This window comes from Comamonas sp. JNW, from assembly GCF_003105075.1.
Taxonomy (GTDB): Bacteria; Pseudomonadota; Gammaproteobacteria; order Burkholderiales; family Burkholderiaceae_C; genus Comamonas; species Comamonas squillarum.
In genome coordinates, this window is record NZ_QETI01000001.1 from 469,882 (window position 1) to 487,378 (window position 17,497).

10 protein-coding genes are annotated in these 17,497 nt (G+C 57.9%); 6 read left to right on the top strand and 4 right to left on the bottom strand.

Features of this window, described 5'->3' with window-relative positions; all coding sequences use genetic code 11:
- The first annotated feature begins 295 nt into the window (after positions 1 to 295).
- The 3 genes from DCO45_RS02130 to DCO45_RS02140 all read left to right on the top strand — a co-directional run bounded on the left by DCO45_RS02130 (position 296) and on the right by DCO45_RS02140 (position 5,875).
- Positions 296 to 3,823, top strand: coding sequence for a response regulator (locus tag DCO45_RS02130; protein ID WP_116924268.1), 3,528 nt, complete (start codon positions 296 to 298; stop codon positions 3,821 to 3,823).
- A 6-nt stretch (positions 3,824 to 3,829) separates the two neighbouring features.
- Positions 3,830 to 4,672: a CheR family methyltransferase gene (locus DCO45_RS02135; RefSeq protein ID WP_116924269.1), complete on the top strand. Its 843-nt coding sequence runs from the start codon at positions 3,830 to 3,832 to the stop codon at positions 4,670 to 4,672.
- 72 nt (positions 4,673 to 4,744) lie between these two features.
- Positions 4,745 to 5,875, top strand: a complete 1,131-nt coding sequence (locus DCO45_RS02140; RefSeq protein ID WP_116924270.1) for a hybrid sensor histidine kinase/response regulator — start codon at positions 4,745 to 4,747, stop codon at positions 5,873 to 5,875.
- Between the two features lie 127 nt (positions 5,876 to 6,002).
- Here DCO45_RS02140 and DCO45_RS02145 read toward each other — a convergent pair whose 3' ends face one another.
- Positions 6,003 to 6,374 carry a response regulator gene (locus DCO45_RS02145; protein WP_116924271.1) on the bottom strand — a complete coding sequence of 124 codons (372 nt, stop codon included), beginning with the start codon at positions 6,372 to 6,374 and terminating at the stop codon, positions 6,003 to 6,005.
- A gap of 497 nt (positions 6,375 to 6,871) precedes the next feature.
- Between DCO45_RS02145 and DCO45_RS02150 the strand changes: the two genes are divergently transcribed.
- Positions 6,872 to 7,504, top strand: coding sequence for a response regulator transcription factor (locus DCO45_RS02150; RefSeq protein WP_116924272.1), 633 nt, complete (start codon positions 6,872 to 6,874; stop codon positions 7,502 to 7,504).
- A 512-nt stretch (positions 7,505 to 8,016) separates the two neighbouring features.
- Complete coding sequence (locus tag DCO45_RS02155; RefSeq protein WP_116924273.1) at positions 8,017 to 8,940, top strand: pyridoxal-phosphate dependent enzyme; 924 nt, start codon at positions 8,017 to 8,019, stop codon at positions 8,938 to 8,940.
- A 176-nt stretch (positions 8,941 to 9,116) separates the two neighbouring features.
- Here DCO45_RS02155 and DCO45_RS22480 read toward each other — a convergent pair whose 3' ends face one another.
- Both DCO45_RS22480 and DCO45_RS22485 read right to left on the bottom strand, forming a co-directional pair.
- Entirely contained in the window at positions 9,117 to 9,299 is a 183-nt protein-coding gene (locus DCO45_RS22480; protein ID WP_133247991.1) for a hypothetical protein, read from the bottom strand.
- 172 nt (positions 9,300 to 9,471) lie between these two features.
- A complete protein-coding gene (locus DCO45_RS22485; protein WP_133247993.1) occupies positions 9,472 to 12,099 on the bottom strand; it encodes a hypothetical protein in 2,628 nt (875 codons plus the stop codon).
- A gap of 2,327 nt (positions 12,100 to 14,426) precedes the next feature.
- Here DCO45_RS22485 and DCO45_RS02165 point away from each other — a divergent pair.
- A complete protein-coding gene (locus DCO45_RS02165) occupies positions 14,427 to 16,283 on the top strand; it encodes an Ig-like domain-containing protein (protein WP_116924275.1) in 1,857 nt (618 codons plus the stop codon).
- 207 nt (positions 16,284 to 16,490) lie between these two features.
- Here DCO45_RS02165 and DCO45_RS02170 read toward each other — a convergent pair whose 3' ends face one another.
- A complete protein-coding gene (locus DCO45_RS02170; RefSeq protein WP_133247995.1) occupies positions 16,491 to 17,483 on the bottom strand; it encodes a helix-turn-helix domain-containing protein in 993 nt (330 codons plus the stop codon).
- Positions 17,484 to 17,497 lie beyond the last annotated feature (14 nt).

Genomic DNA, 17,497 nt, shown 5'->3' on the forward strand with positions numbered 1-17,497 from the left:
TAATTTATGATCAGCATTCCTCTGGAGGGAGGAAAAGCGCTTCTCAGGAAGACGACCCTTGGGCCCGCCTTGTGCGGGCCCTTTTTTTGCGCCCGGCGCTGCACAAACGACCGGTAACACCTGTGAGCCTCGGGGTTTGCGCGAGGCCGCCCAGGGTGGACGAAAATGGATCTGGCGTGCCACGGCCAGCCAGGCCGGCCCGTAGGAACATGCCTACAGATTTGTTAACAAAGGTACAAGTACAATTTGTGGCTGATTTTTGCGCCAGTTGCCGCACCCCACCTCTGCCCCCTCCATGCCCCAATCTCCTTCCTCACAGCCGCGCAGCCTGTTCCCTCTGCCGCTGCCCAGGCTGCTGGGGTTTGCCGCTGCAGCCATCGCTGCGCTGGTTATCGCCATCGTCAATGTCTACTCAGCCGATGTGCGCGCCCGGGCTGTCACCAGCATTGACCGCATGACAGCGGCGATGCGCCAGCTCAATGAATTCTCGGCGTCGCTCAAGGATGCGGAAACGGGGCAGCGCGGCTTTTTGCTGACCGGCGACCCGGCCTACCTGCAGCCCTACCAGCGCGCGCAAGATGCGCTGGAGGCGCAGCTCAAGGGCCTGGCGGCCAGCAATAACAGCGCGCCGCTGCGCCAGGAACGGGTGCAGGCCATTGATGCGCTGGCCCACCAAAAGCTGGCCGAGCTGGAGACCACGATCGAGCTCAAGCAGGCGGGCCGGGGCGATGAGGCGCTGGCGATGGTGCGCACCGACAAGGGCAAGCTGGTGATGGACAGCCTCAACAACGAGGTCAGCAGCCTGTACCTGCTGCAGAACAACGAGCTCGATCTGCGCCGCCGCGCCTGGGAGCAGGCGGCCATCACCTCCACCTACATCTCCTGGGGTGGATCGGTGGTGATGCTGCTGCTGGTGCTGGCGTCCGCTGCGGTGTCGATGCGGGAGTTCCGCACCAAGGCGCGCCAGGCCTGGGTGGCCGATGGCCTGGCAGGCCTGAACCAGAGCCTGCAAGGCGACCACCGGCTCGAAGAAGTGGGCGCACGCGCGCTGGAGTTTTTGGCCAGCTACCTGGGCGCACGCGTGGGCGCTGGCTATGCCCGCCACGGCATGGACGACCGCTACCAGCTGTTTGGCGGCTACGCGCTGCCCCCCGATGTACTGCAGGCCCACTTGCTGGCCGGCGAAGGCCTGGCAGGCCAGGTGCTGCGCAGCGGCAAACTGCTGAAGGTGGGGGGTCTGGACCAGAGCCACCTCAAGATCACCTCGAGCCTGGGCCAGTCGCAGCCTTTGGAACTGGTGCTGGCCCCTGCGGTGGAGAATGGCAAGGTCCATGCCTTGATCGAGCTGGGCTTTGCCCGCCCAGTGCAACAGGCGGAGCTGGACCTGCTGGCAGGCGCATCGTCCATCCTGGCGGTGGCAGTGCGCTCGGCCATCGACCGCTCGCGCCTGGAGAACCTGCTGGAAGAAACCCGCCAGCAGGCCGAAGAGCTGCTGGTGCAGCAAGAGGAGATGCGCGCCAGCAACGAGGAGCTGGAGCAGCAAAGCCAGGCGCTGCAGCGCTCGCAGGCGCAGATGGAGCAGCAGCAGTCAGAGCTCGAGCAGACCAATGTATACCTGGAAGAGCAGACGCAAAAGCTCGAGCACCAGCGCGAGCAGCTGCTGCGCGCCAAGGATGCGCTGACCGACAAGGCGCGCGAGCTCGAAGTGGCCAGCCAGTACAAGAGCGAGTTTTTGGCCAATATGAGCCATGAGCTGCGCACGCCGCTGAACTCGACCCTGATCCTGGCCAAACTGCTGGGCGACAACAAGCTGGGCAACCTGACCGGCGAGCAAGTCAAGTACGCACAGACCATCTATGCGGCCGGCAATGATTTGCTGGCGCTGATCAACGATATTCTGGACCTGGCCAAGATTGAAGCTGGCCAGGCCAATGTGGTGCTCGAGCCCGTGAACCTGGGCACCGCGATGCAGTCGCTCATCGAGCCGCTGCGTCCGCTGGCCCAGCAAAAGGGGCTGGCGCTGAGCTGCCATATTGCCCCGGGTGTGCCTGCCTATGCGCAGACCGACAGCCTGCGCCTGGGCCAGATTCTGAAAAACCTGCTGTCCAACGCGATCAAGTTCACCGACCGGGGCAGCGTGAGCCTGCAGCTGTCGCAAAGCCAGCCGGGCACCTTGAGCTTTGCGGTGCAGGACACGGGCATCGGCATCCCCGAGCACCAGCAGCAGCTGATTTTTGAGGCATTCCAGCAGGCCGATGGCAGCACCCACCGCAAGTACGGCGGCACGGGCCTGGGTCTGTCAATTGCCCGTGACCTGGCGCAGCTGCTGGGCGGCCAGGTGACCGTGCAAAGCACGCCGGGGCAAGGCAGCGTGTTCAGCTTTCATATGCCGCTGGTGGCAGCGGCTGCGCCCGCCGCCGAGGTGCCAGTGCCGCCCAAGGCTGCCGATGCGCTGCGCGCTGTGCAGCCGCCGCTGAGCGCACCGGTCAAGACGATCGCACCGGCTGCTGCGCCCCGCGCCATGGCGCCAATGCCGTCCAACACGGCCGTCGCCACGGCCAATGCCGCCACGGCCGTTGTCGCCCCCAGCGCAACAACGGCTGCCTCTGCTACGGCGGCCGAGCTGGCCCTGCCCACCATCATCCAGGGCCGCCATCTGCTGGTGGTGGAGGACGACCCGCGCTTTGCCGACATTCTGCAAGAGCTGGCGCGCGAGATGGGCTTTAGCTGCCAGGTGGCGCGCAATGCGTCCGATGGCCTGGCCGCAGCGCTGCAGTTTTTGCCCAACGCGATTGTGCTGGACATCAACCTGCCCGACTTCTCCGGTCTGGGCGTATTGGACCAGCTCAAGCGCAACCCCAGCACGCGCCATATTCCGGTGCACATCGTCTCGGTGGCCGATTACTCGCAAGAGGCGCTGGTGCGCGGCGCGCTGGGCTACGCGTTGAAGCCGGTGCAGCGCGAGGAGCTGGCCCAGGCCTTGAAGCGGCTGGAGGCCAAGTTCACCCAGAACATTCACCGCGTGCTGCTGGTCGAAGACGACGAGCGCCAGCGCGACAGCGTGCACAGCCTGCTGGGCAACAGCGAGGTCGATGTGGTCTGCGCCGCCACCGCCACCCAGGCGCTGGAGTACCTGGCCCAGGGCACCTATGACTGCATGATCATGGACCTGAACCTGCCCGACATGAGCGGGTTTGCGCTGCTCGAGCGCATGTCCGAGCAGGACGGCGTGTCCTTCCCGCCGGTGATCGTCTACACGGGCCGGGCGCTGTCGCGCGATGAAGAGTTGCAGCTGCGCCGCTTCTCGCACTCGATCATCATCAAGGATGCGCGCTCGCCCGAGCGCCTGCTCGATGAGGTCACCTTGTTCCTGCACCAGGTGGAGTCTCGCCTGTCGCCCGAGCACCAGCAGATGCTGGCCCAGGCCCGCAGCCGCGAGGCCGCGCTGGAAGGGCGCAAGGTGCTGGTGGTGGAGGACGATGTGCGCAATGTGTTTGCGCTGACCAGCATTCTGGAGCCCACCGGCATTGCCGTGGACATTGCCCGCAATGGCCGCGAGGCGCTCGAGGTGCTGGACCGCGAGGACAGTGCGGTGGACCTGGTCTTGATGGACATCATGATGCCCGAGATGGATGGCTATACCGCCATGCGCGAGATTCGCAGCCGCGCGCATTTGAGGCGCCTGCCCATCATTGCGCTGACCGCCAAGGCCATGAAGGACGACCAGGAAAAATGCCTGGCCGCCGGTGCCAACGATTACATCGCCAAACCACTGGACGTGGAGAAACTGCTGTCTCTGGTGCGCGTCTGGATGCCCAAATAAAGCCCCATGCCGTTACGCAAAAAGGCCGAGATTGCCGAGATTGAGCAGCGCTTGCTGCTCGACGGTATTTATTACCGTTACCACTATGATTTTCGCGGTTATGCGCAGGGATCGATCAAACGCGGGCTGGAGGCGGCACTCGCCGCCTTTGGCTGCAAAACCCTGTCGCAGTTACAGGACCGGATCATGCATGACCCCTCGGCGTTTACCGCGCTGTTGGGGTACCTGACGGTACAGGTCAGCGATATGTTCCGCGACCCAGCCTATTTTGCGGCGCTGCGCCGCGAGGTGGTGCCGCTGTTGCGCACCTACCCCTCGCTCAAGATCTGGGTGGCCGGCTGCAGCACCGGCGAAGAGGTGTACTCGCTGGCCATCTTGCTGCACGAAGAAGGCCTGCTCGAGCGCAGCCTGATCTATGCGACCGACATCAACTCGCAGGCGCTGCGTGTGGCCGAACAAGGCATTTTTGGCATTGAGCGGGCCGAGTCGTTCTCCGCCAATTATTTGAAATCCGGTGGCAAACGATCGCTCGCCGATTATTACACCGCGCATTACGGCCATATCGTGCTGGACAAAGAGCTGCGCAAGAACGTGGTATTTGCCGACCACAGCCTGGCGACCGACAGCGTATTTGCCGAGATGCATTTGATATCGTGCCGCAATGTACTGATTTACTTTGATACCGACTTGCAAAACCGCGCGCTGGATCTTTTCCGGCAGTCATTATGCCATCGCGGCTTTTTGGGTTTGGGTATGAAAGAATCGCTGCGATTTTCCAACCAGGCGCCGGCATTTGAAGATGTGGCGGTGGTTGAGAAGATATACCAGAAGAAACCCAGCATTGATTAGTTTAAAAATACCCGCCCAGCAGATGGTGATGCAGTCGCACACCATGGGCCCTAGCTTTTGACTTGTAGCGCCATGAAGACCATAGACGGCATCAAATGCCTGATTGTTGATGACATCCCGCAGAACCTGGTGGCCCTCGAAGCGCTGCTCCAGCGCGAGGGTGTGCAGTTTCTCAAAGCCCATTCGGCGCGCGAGGCGCTTGAGCTGCTGCTGCAGCACAACGATGTGGCGCTGGCCCTCTTGGATGTGCAGATGCCGGAGATGAACGGCTTTGACCTGGCCGCGCTGATCCGGGGCAGCGAGCGCACGCGCCATATTCCGCTGATCTTCATGACCGCGGGCACGCACGAGCAGAACTGGCAGTTCCAGGGCTATGAGAGCGGCGCGGTGGATTTCCTGTACAAGCCCATCGACCCGGACATGCTCAGCGCCAAGGTGAACATCTTCTTTGAGCTGCACCGCCGCAAGCAGGAGCTGGCCCAGCAATTGCAAGAGCGCACCGAGGCGCTGCGCGTCAACGAGATGTTCATGGCGGTGCTGAGCCACGACCTGCGCAACCCCTTGCAGACCATCAAGATGACGGCGAGCCTGCTCAAGCGCCAGGCCGATGCGAGCAAGAACGAAGAGCTGGCCGAGCGCCTGCTGGGCAACAGCCAGCGCATGGCCCGCATGGTGGACGATTTGCTCGATGTGACGCGCATCCGCCAGGCCGGCGGCCTGCGCCTGAGCCTGGCCGACATGGACCTGGCCCGCCTGTGCGAGGCCGCGGTGGAAGATGCGCGCCAGTGCAGCGCAGAGCGCCAGTTGCACTACCAGGCCCAGGGCGACACCCAGGGCCGCTGGGACAGCGAGCGCTTGGCCCAGGTGGTGAGCAATATTCTGGGCAATGCCTTAAAGCACGGCGCGGCTGATGCGCCGATCCGCGTGCGCCTGGATGGCAGCCAGCCCGCAGAGGTATTGCTGGTGATCGAGAACGGGGGAAGCATTCCCGCGGCTTTGCTGCCCGATCTGTTCAAGCCGTTTCGGGGTGGCGAGCGCCAACCCGGACAAAGCGAAGGACTGGGCCTGGGGCTCTACATTGCCCAGCAGATTGCCCAGGCGCATGGTGGCGCCATCCACGTGCAATCGGCCGAAGGCCAGACCCGCTTTGAGATCCGGCTGCCGCGCCAGCCACTGGCGCCGAACCGCCAGGCGGTGCTGTGAAGGCCCACGGACCGGCCGCACGCTATAGGTTTTATGGATCAAAGTGGCGGCCTGCTGCGTCCATCCCCCAAAAGCAGAAGGACGGCACAGCCGTCCTTCTTGGCATTGCAGCGCCTGGGTTCAGCGCTTACTGCAGCATGGCATTGGGGCGCTGGGCCTCGATCTGACCGAGCAGCGCTTCGAGCTCTTCAATCTCAAAAGGCTTGAGCAAGGTGCGCACGTTCGGGCCCCACTGCGCGGGGTAGTGGCCCAGGTCGTAGCCGGTGCACAGCACGATCCAGCGCAGCGGCGCTTGCTTGAGCAACGACTGGGCCAGCTCAGTGCCCGATTGGCCGGGCAGGCTGACATCGGTCACCACCAGGTCAAACGGCGCCTGCGCGTCGAGCTGCAGCGCTTCTTCCGCATTGGCGCAACAGGTGATGCTGCGGCCCGGCCCTTCCATGAGGCAGCCGATCGTCTCGCGCAGTTCCTCATTGTCTTCGATATAGACTATTTTCATTGCAAATCCAATAACAAAAGATTATTGCAATAAAACTATTGCAGACGGTGTTTTGAACCAAGGAATTTATCCTTGTAGGACATTTTCTTTTAATGCCGCTGCAATATACCACATTGGCTGAATCAGCAAAATTTCCATGCTAGAACAAGGCCCTGAAAAATCGGTCTCAGTACTTGTAGTCCTACACTGACAGCGTCCGTTTGCACGCACCCACAACGCGTTTGCAAACCATGGTTAAACTAAGGCTCTAGCCATTGAGGTTTTTGAAAAAGGTATTTACCCGACCATTGAGGCAGGTCAATACCCGGTATCAAATTTATAATTTAGCGATACGGCTCTGGATATTCTCGCAGTGAATAATATAGTTATTATCTGCATTTTTTGATAATCACGGCCGCTTGTGCTGTCACCTGTGGTTATCCGATCCGGTTGCGCAGTTTCAAAAAAGACCGCGAGCCAGTCAGCCAAAGCTGCGCTGCCGCTACCAAGGAAGACCAATGATCAACGTAGGACTTGTCGATGACCACGCCATCGTTCGCTCCGGCCTGAAGCAATTTCTCGCGGATTTCGTAGATATCCGCGTCGTGGGAGAAGCATCCAATGGCCGTGAAGCCATTGACCTGGTGCGCAATGAATCCGTGGACGTGCTGGTGATGGATCTGTCCATGCCCGGCCAAAGCGGTATCGACGCGCTGACCATGCTGCGCGCCAAGGAGCCCGACATGGGCATCCTGATCCTGAGCGGCTACCCGGCTGAGCACTATGCGATCAACCTGATCCGCCAAGGGGTCAACGGCTACCTGAACAAGGAGTGCGACCCGAGTGAGATTGTTGAGGCGATTCGCACCATCTCGCTGGGCAAGCGCTACCTGACCCCGATGGTTGCCAATCTGCTGGCCCAGCAGCTGGGCCGCAAGGACGATGCCCCGCCGCATGAGCACCTGTCCGAGCGCGAGTTCCAGGTCTTCCTCAAACTCGCCCAGGGCGAGACCGCGAGCAATGTGGCCGAGCAGCTGTCGCTGAGCGTCAAGACCGTGAGTACCTATCGCACCCGCTTGATGGAGAAGATGACCCTGAACTCCAACAGCGATCTGACCTACTACGCGTTAAAGAATGGTCTGATCAGCTGATCGCCTGTCCTTCGCGCGTCACAGCCGCCTCTGCACGCCACCTTCGGGTGGCGTTGGCTTTTGTGGGCGCGTATGCAGCGCGGGTACATCGTCTGCGCAGTAGCGGCAAGGCGCCAGCGGCAGCGCAGCCTGGTGTGGCGCGCCCACCCTCCCGAGCCAGCAGTGCGGCCTGCTGCCTTTTTTCACCAGGTCGCCGCATCACCGCCTTGTCGCCCAAGCTCCGGGACTTTTGGTCAGCGTGCGCTGATTGCGCCCTACACTGAGGGCCTGCTACTGGGCCATTGCGGCCTGGTGGCATGACTTGCCCGCTGCACGCCGCGTACCAGCATCTCCATGGCCAGCCTGCGCCCAGGCCGTTGTGGGCGGCTTTGCCCGTTATCGCCTATCGCCGGTTCGCGGATCGGCACGACTGCAAAGTTCTGGCCACCAACAGCTGAGTTGCAGCGGCCGCGTGGCTCACCTTCATCGGCAGGCAGCCAGGCGGCACCGTTCAGAACACAAGGAAATACACTATGGCCATCCATATTGAAACCCCCGTTATCGCATCGCGGGCACTGTCGTTGCGCACAGGCAAAGACGTGCGCCTGAAACTGGAGACCTTGCAGCCCAGCGGCTCGTTCAAGACGCGTGGCATCGGCCACGCCTGTGAGATCTACCGATCGCGCGGTGCCAAGCGCTTCATATCCTCATCGGGCGGCAATGCCGGGTATGCCGTGGCCTATGCCGGCCGCATGCTGCAGACCCCGGTGACCGTGGTGGTACCTGCCTCCACATCGCAGCGCGCCCAGGACCTGATCCGCTCCGAAGGGGCCGAGGTCATCGTGCACGGCGCATCGTGGATGGAGGCCCATGCCCATGCCCAGCAGCTGATGACGGCCAGCGATGCCTTTTTGCACCCCTTTGATGACCCCTTTCTCTGGACCGGCCACGCTACGATGATCGACGAGCTGGCACGGCAAGGCGAGCGCCCGGACCTGGTGATCTGTTCGGTGGGCGGCGGCGGACTGCTATGCGGTGTGGTGGAGGGACTGCAGCGCAATGGCTGGGGCGCCGTGCCAGTCCTTGCCGCCGAGACAGCAGGCGCTGAGTCATTGGCCAAGGCGATGGAAGCCGGCGCGCCCACCTTGCTGCCCGGCATCACCTCCATTGCCACCTCGCTTGGCGCACGCCAGGTCTGCGACCGCGCATTGGCGCTGACCCGGGAGCACCGCATCGAGAGCGTGGTCGTACCAGATGCTGCCGCCGTAGCCGCCTGCGAAGAGGTGCTGCTGGAGCACCGCATGCTGGTCGAGCCCGCCTGCGGCGCATCGGTGGCGGCGCTGCACAGCGCGTCGCCCCTGCTGCAGCAAGCCCAGTCCGTGGTGGTCATTCTCTGCGGCGGCGTCGGCATTACCGCGCGCCAGCTCGCCCAGTGGAGCGCCGAGTTTGCGAGCTGATAGGCGGTGACTGAGGCCATGCTTGCTGGGCGCGGCTGACAAGCCATGGGATCAGCAGATCCACCGCTGGGGAAGGTCTGCAAAACCACGGCATTCAGATCGGCCTGTCAGCTCGATGCCGATTTGCCTGCCATGACGCAGCTTTGTCGCCAGATTTCAAACCGCATTGACGGCTTTTAACCCGTGTGGAGCACCTGCAGGCGCACCCATGCCGGCACCCCCTTCAACTTCCTTCGCACCAACCACAGATTGGCCAGCGCCAACATCGTCTGCAGCTTGTTGTCGTTCTTGGCGATGACCGGGTAGCGCAGCTTGTTGAATCCAAACTGCTGCTTGATCACACGGAACGGGTACCCCACTTTGGCTCACATGCTGGGTTTGGTTTGCTCGTATTTCTCTTTCAACAATACCAGCGGGGTGCTTACATCGAGCTTCTTACGCAGGCCTTTGCCCACGGCAATGTACCACCTCACTTGCCGACTGGAAGCTTGCAGAGTTTCCCTAGCGCGACAATATGCTTAGACTTAGTATTCAACACTTCATTTTTTTCCTGAATCCAACCAAAATAGCTACACCAAGGATGAACGGAAGTGTAAAAATCATCCAATGATTCAATGCAGGCACGCGTTTTATAATAGGTTGTGTATTAATTGAAGCCTCATAAGAAATGGCATTATTTGCTGATTCCGGATCTGGAGTTGCGCTGCCTGCAGTGATCGTTGCTGTCATAGAGCCCGTAGCAGGAGCTACAAAGCTCACGTTGCAAGAGATCGCGCTGGATGCAGGTAGTGGAGTAGCAGTGGGGACGGTTGGTGTACAGCTAGTCGTTGCACCCGCTGGAAGTCCAGAAATTCCACATGTTGCAGAGTCAGCTGCACTGGGTCCTGCATTCAGGCAAGTCATGATGCCAGCAACTGTTTGCCCAGCAGTGACATTCGCAGGCAGCGAAGAACTTGCCTGCATGTCGGCAGCGGGCGTGATCACTGCGTTATAGGAGACTGCATTATTTGAGGTAAGTGGATCTGCAGTTGCGCTACCCGCAGTGATCGTTGCTGTCATAGAGCCCGTAGCAGGAGCTACAAAGCTCACGTCGCAAGAGATTGCGCCGGATACAGTGAGTGGCGTCGCAGTGGGGACGGCGGGTGTACAGCTCGTCGTTGCACCTGCTGGAAGTCCGGAAATTCCACATGTTGCAGAGTCCGCTGCACTGGGTCCTGCATTCAGGCAAGCAATGGTGCCAGCAACTGTTTGCCCAGCAGTGACATTCGCAGGCAGCAAAGAACTTGCCTGCATATCGGCAGCGGGCGTGATCACTGCGTTATAGGAGACTGCATTGTTGGCAGGAAGTGGATCTGCAGTTGCACTGCCCGCAGTGATCGTTGCTGTCATAGAGCCCGTAGCAGGAGCTACAAAGCTCACGTCGCAAGAGATCGCGCTGGATGCGGTGAGTGGCGTCGCCGTGGGGACGACGGGTGTACAGCTCGTCGTTGCACCTGCTGGAAGCCCAGAAATATCACATGTTGCAGAGTCCGCTGCACTGGGTCCGGCATTCAGGCAAGCAATGGTGCCAGTAACTGTTTGCCCGGCAGTGACATTAGCAGGCAGCAAAGAACTTGCCTGCATATCGGCAGCGGGCGTGATCACTGCGTTATAGGAGACTGCATTATTTGAGGTAAGTGGATCTGCAGTTGCGCTGCCCGCAGTGATCGTTGCTGTTATAGAGCCCGTAGCAGGAGCTACAAAGCTCACGTCGCAAGAGATCGCGCCGGATACAGTGAGTGGCTTCGCCGTGGGGACGGCGGGTGTACAGCTCGTCGTTGCACCCGCTGGAAGCCCAGAAATATCACATGTTGCAGAGTCCGCTGCACTGGGTCCTGCATTCAGGCAAGCAATGGTGCCAGCAACTGTTTGCCCAGCAATGACATTCGCAGGCAGCGAAGAACTTGCTTGCATGTCGGCAGCGGGCGTGACTTCTAGATGATTCGATGTATTTGGAAGTGGGGGGTTAATAAATTCGTGCAGGCTAATATTATTCTCGTTATTCTGATAAATGCCAGCAGTAGAGGCCATCACGGGCACTGTTATTGTGCATGATGCCATCCCATTAGACAAGCTGCTGGTAATCGAGATGGAATTAGCTCCTATTGGCGCTAAAACATCTGTCGAAGCTGTGGGGCAGGTAGTGATCGGAACTCCTGAAACAGTGAGACCCGGGGAGAGTGTATCCGTGAAACCCCAACCTTCCTTTGCCAGCAAATCACTGGTATTCGTGATCGTGAAGACTATATTGGTCGAATTACCCATCGCTACCAACGGCGGATCGAATGCATTGTCAAGTTGAGGAGTGGCATCCAAAATTTTTGGATTATCGAATGCGAAATCATTGCCATTTCCAGACCCCTGGGCATTACGAATAATATATCCAACTGATCTTCCAGCAAATTTAAATGCTGCGGGAGAATTTAAAATTCCGGCGACTGCAGTACCGGCAAGATTACTTTCTAGTGCACTCACTGGCACTCTAGAACCATTAGCACAGACATCCACAGCATCAGGTGAAATATTCTCCTCTATACCATCCTGATCAACAAATGAAAAGCGCAATAATGGACGCCCTGATTGACAGTTGAGTGCAGCCGCATCTATTGAAGTCAATAGAAATCGTTTACTCGCAACCAAGGGGATATTACCTTCTGTTCTGAGAATTATTAAGTCAGAACCGGGATCTCCAGTCGTAAATGCAGTTACTGCATAATTGTTGCGAGAAGTTGTATTTATGTCTTGGCCTCTCAAAATCCCTAGTGCTTGACTCAGCTGCTGTGAGAAGTTCCAACTGCCTTTGTGACCTGTACAGGCAGCTATTCCTACTGTTGAGTTAGGATTTTGATTGTATGCAGCCAAAATTCCATTGCACATTTTCGACGGACTTGTCCAAGGCGGGTCAGCCGTGTAAGCTTGGTTGACAGGATTCAAGCCTGTATAGCCAAGCAAATCAGTGACATCCGACGTTAGAGTCGGGGTTGGTAAATTTTGAAAATCCTCGCTCCATACCACTAACGGATCGGCTGGCACGCCTGGTGCGGCCACAGCGGGAAGATTACAAATACAGCCAATCGACATAAAAAGAGGCGAGATAATAAATTTAATGTGATTTTTCATCATTTAATCCTCTCATATTTTCAAAAAATATAAAGCTCATTTAGCGCAGCCTATAGAACGCCTGCTAAAGCACAAAGAAATACTCCTGATGGAAGATGGCATTTTTAAATAAAGTAATCATATGAATTCATAGGCATTTATCCTCGCCACCTCAAATTTGAAGTGCAACACCTGAGCCCCAGCCGACTTGCACAGATAACCTCACGACACACGCGCTTGCAGCCTGAATATCGGCTGACTGCGGCTTCCCTTTTGGCAGCCCTCATAGGTGTTGCGGCTGCCAGGTGCACAATGAGAGCTCCAGTGGCCGCCATCAGGAGAAAATACTTTCAACCCGCAGCTATTTATACGGTCGTCTCTACACTGCTGGTTCATCAACACGAAAGGCTAAGAGCTGCCAGCAAATACAAAGTATTGTTGACTACCGCCAGCCAGTGCCAAAATGGGATTATCTGCCACTGCCTGTGTATGTGTGTTTAACTAACGGCTTGTTCTTTTTTAAAACGCGATCGAAATAAATACTCCACCCGATGCCCGCACCTGATGATTAGTCGCAGGCTGCAGGTTTCAGCGACTCAATAGAAGAACCGTCGGCAGTCCTTCTCACCTGAAGATCAAAACCATCATTTCTGGGACGATGGAGCTCCCCGTATTGGCATTGCAGAAATCCATTAAATGGATCAATATTTCGACTGCCGTTTTTATCAATATAATCACGACTGAGATACAGATCTGGGATCTTCGAACAAATCAAGCATGACTTCTTGAGAAAAGCCGATGTGGGCGTATGCCACTATCAATGCAAACACGCTATGGCGATATCATTTTCCAGCCATCAAATCTCTTTTTTATCTATCCGCAGTTACTTTAAGCATTGCGTACCACATCCTTTGCTCATGTGCGCAACGGCTGCAAGTGGTGGCGCCCCAAGCCCAATGGGTTGTTTGACGTACATTCTGGCGAGAACTTTTATGGTTTTTTATCAACCCTCTGACCAAAAATTTAAACCTATTTTTAACCAACGTCAAACACTCAATAATTATTAACTATGAGTATTAGTCGATTAAAAACTTAAATACCGACATTGAATTCTCAATATGGATTTGTAAACAATTAATCAGGTGATCGACTCAAATGAATTCTGAGATAAATTTATGCTGTTGCACAAATTCTCATTGCCCTGATGCATACTGAGTCGCAGTGGGCATATACGCGCAAGATCAGCTACATCTGGTAATAATTAAGAGCGACTTTAGAATTGAAGATTTACTGATTCCAGCATTTACTAACACCACGAACTAGCCAAAAATCGCGATAGATACTCTCAAAACATAACTGCCATCTGGCTTCAGTTAGCTGAATTTGCAACTTCCCTGCTCGCACGCTTAGGTCATAGATAGAACGTCATCCCTTGTTAGCGTGGTATGCGTATCAAGCGGTGACGAGTTTTGATCTCTTGCCGGTGTACGGATGGCTGAAACGCGCGCCTTTTTGCCATTCGCCTGCCTCAGGAATGCAATGCCATCGGCCCACCTATTCGTGCTAGCTGGTGCATCCCGGACGCTCATAGGGCCGCCTATTGAACCGTTCAGGATGCGTTGGATGCCACTGCTTCATGGCCTGCATGGGCCTTTTGCTTGGACTGCCCTTGGCCAGGTAGCCGAAATCAGCCTATCTATGGACTGCCCCGTGGCTATGGGCAGTCCAGGCGGGTACTAGCCCCGGTCGCTGGATGACTATGCGCGGTATTTCTCGGAGCGCTTTCCAGATATGGCCAGCCAAGCCCATTTCTTTGTGCAGCAGGCCAAAGAACCTGTTCTAAGCGCCCAACGCATCTGCGGCAGGGTTCGATGCGCGCTTGGGGGCCTTTGTGGTGTGGATGCAAGGCAATCCCCAGGCATCGGCGCCCAGTTGATGGGGCCTGCGGTGGGCGGCGTTTGCGCCCTGCGCAACCGTGGCGCAAGGCAGATGGCCGCTGGGCAGCACCTTCTGCAGCATTTCGCCCAATTGTAAATTTTGTCAGTAAATGTTCCTTTTGTTCTACAATCCATCGCTTCGAATCTCCCTCGCGCTGCACAGCAGCGTCCGCTGACGGCAAGCCCAACCCAGGCCATGGATCTCCTCAACCGCCCCCTGCTCTCTGCCAGCTGGGCGTATCCACGGATCTAAAGCCCGAACCACCGCGACTCGCCTTTTGATGTGCGAGGGAAATGAATCGTCCCGAAAAAAGACAAAGGCGATTCATATCGAAGATTTTGTTTTCTAAATTATTCACAAGGTCTATGACAAAAACTTCTGCGGCTTTGGCCCTTGCCTGCCTGGCTGGAATGAGCGCCTGGAATGCCCAGGCCAGTGAGCTGACGCTTTATATCTCTGAACCCGTCCGCAATGCGGCTCTCAACGCAGCGGTGCCCGAAGGCGCTCTGCCTTGGTCCGACGCTTACAAGCAGTCGTACACCATCGAAACATTCAACGGCGAGACCCTGGGCACTAAAACATCCGGCAACTGGGCTATCGGAACGTACCAGGTGGGCGCCGGCGGCAATACCAATGTGGCCGCTGCCAATGTGTATGGCGGCGCAGGCACCGGCACGGTAATGGGCAGTGGTGGTTCCAACTTTCTCAATGCAGGGACAACCGGCACACCGGTAGGCGTCACGGTGACCTTGACCAACCCTGCGCGCTATGTCGGCTTCTGGTGGTCCGCAGGCTCCAACGGCAACAACGTGGAGTTGCTCGATGAGAACGACAACGTGCTGACGGCGATGACCACCGACGATCTGATGGCGTTTTTGAATTCGCCCTCCAACCTCACGATGAAGGCCTTGGACCAGAACATCACCTACAGCAGAGCGCAATACAACGGCAATCCCTTTATCGAGGGGAACAACGCTGAGCCCTATGTGTATCTGAACTATGTGCTCAAGGACACTACCGCTTTCGGCTCCACCACCATCAAGAAGATACGCTTTTGGGGTGCCGGCTTTGAGCTGGACAACATCGCAGTGCGCGAAGAGAAGCTGCCAGGACTGCCTGCAGAAACGGAGTTGCCCCAAACCTGGGTGCCCACCAAGATCACCAATACTTTTGAGGATCCGCCGGCTACGGTCAACGATTCGGGTACTACGCGGATCAACACGCCCTCGGGCTCATTGGATCTGACGGACAACGATCCCCATGTGCCGGAGGGCAGCTCGGTCACCGCGCAGACCACGTCGGCCAACGGCGGAACGATTGCGGCCGATCCGGCAAATCCTGGGAAGTTTATTTACACGCCTGCCATTGGTTTCGTGGGCGTCGATACCTTTAGCTACGACGTTTGCTTGCCAGCGCCCAACCAGACCAAGTGCGCAACGGCTGAGGTCACGATGACGGTCACGGCACCCGATCTGGCCATCGACCTGTCCGGACTGCCGGCCACCGCGACGGTCGGCGTGCCTTACCAAGGGCAATTGCGCTGCAGCAACCTGGGCGATGCCGATGCATTGTCTGCGACGGCTTGCACCACCGGCCCGCTGCCAGATGGGCTCAGCATCCAGGCTTGCACGGTAAGCCCCGACAGCGCAGCCTGGACCGCAGGGAACCTCATCGCGCAAGGCGCGGTCGTCACTTGTGAGGTGGGCGGCACACCCGCCAATGTGAAGAAAACGACGACAACGACGGGCACCACCGGCACGACGGGAGACCGCGACCTGAGCAACAACACGGCGACCCAGGACATCACCGTCGTGGGCGCTGCGGATGTCGTGGTCGATCTGAGCGGATTGCCGTCGACGGGAACGGTCGGCACTCCCTACCAAGGCAGCTACAGCTGCAGCAACCGGGGCAGTGCAGACCAGGCGGGGGCCAACTGCGCCGTCTCCGGCATGCCTGCCGGCATCACCCAAGGGCCTGGCGCTTGCACCATCGTCACGCCCGCTGCCCCGGCTGCCACCGGCTGGACATCGCCCTCCACCATCCCAGAAGGGGCTGTGGTCACCTGTGTGGTCGAGGGCAAGCCAACGGAAGTGGGATCGTCTGCCGTCAGCGCTTCGGGCGTTGACAGCAAGCTGAGCCACGAGATCACGATTCGCGCGGTCCCCGTGCCCACTGCGGTTCCGTCGCTGTCCACCTGGGCACTGCTGGTACTTGCCACAGGCCTGGCCATGCTCGGCATGGGGCGTGCACGCAAGCACAGTGCCTGATCGCTGATCGGCCTTCAAACCGGTGCCAGTCAGTGACATGCTGACTGGCATTTTTTTGGTCGTGTCGGTAGTGCTTGTCCAGACTTTCGTATGCGGAGTCACGCGGCGAAGAGGGGCTCGGTGGAGTGCGGTGATCCGCATAGGTTTATCTCGCGATTCATCCGCAGATTGAGCACTTGAACGTCAAGACGTGCGGCACCCCGGTTGCTACTCCGGTTTATCTTCTGACGGCTGGCTTGGCACCGGTGCCCCCTGCGCCTGGAATGCCATGCGGTACTGCTTGGGCGACCTTTTCCAGAACTTCTTGAACTCGGTGGAAAAGTTGCCGGAGTTGGCATAGCCGACTTCGGTCGCAATGTCCGCGACCCCCAGTGAGCCGGTCTCCAGCATCATTGCGGCCCTGGACATCCGCTCTTTGCGAATATATTCAAAGACCGTCATGCCCACGGTGGCCTCAAATACCATATTTAGGCGGTGGGTGGACAAACCCAGGCTGGCAGCCACATCACCGCCTTTTAGCGTCGAGTCACTGAGGTGATGGATTATGAATTCGGTCGCTACCTGCTTGATGCTCATATTGGCCGACAGGATTCCCGAAGGTATATTCCATGCCCTCACCGCATCCGCTGTATGCTGCTCCCATCCGGCTCTTTTACGCGCCAGCGCAATGTGAATGCGAACCCTCTCCAGCACCTCATCCACATAATAGGGCTTCAATATATAGTCGACAGCCCCAGCACGAAGCCCAAGCAGCCGGTCTTCTTTATCAGACAGCGCAGAGATAAATAGGATGGGTATATAGCGGGTGGATGCATTCTCTTGAAGCAATCTGGCCACCTTGATATTACTGCGATCGGGCAAGCGCACATCCATCAATACCAGATCAGGAGGCTTTAAAAGAATGCGGGTGTAGACCTGGCTCTCATTCTCAATGACGCTGACGGTGTAAGAGCGGCTGCGCAGTGCGGTGACCAGAAGACGAAGTTGCTGTAGATCGCGATCGACGATCATTACATGTGGGACTTTAATCTCACTATTAATCATATATTGCGCACAAATCCCTTTCCATATCGGACGCCAGGTTTCCGTGGATTTTTCTGCGCTTGCAAATGCACGGGGATCTTGAAAGCGGCCTGGCGTGGCCAGCCCAGCCAGCAGCGCGCACCTGCGCCAATGGCAGCAAGGGTGGGCGGCAAGCAAGGTGGCGTGGATGC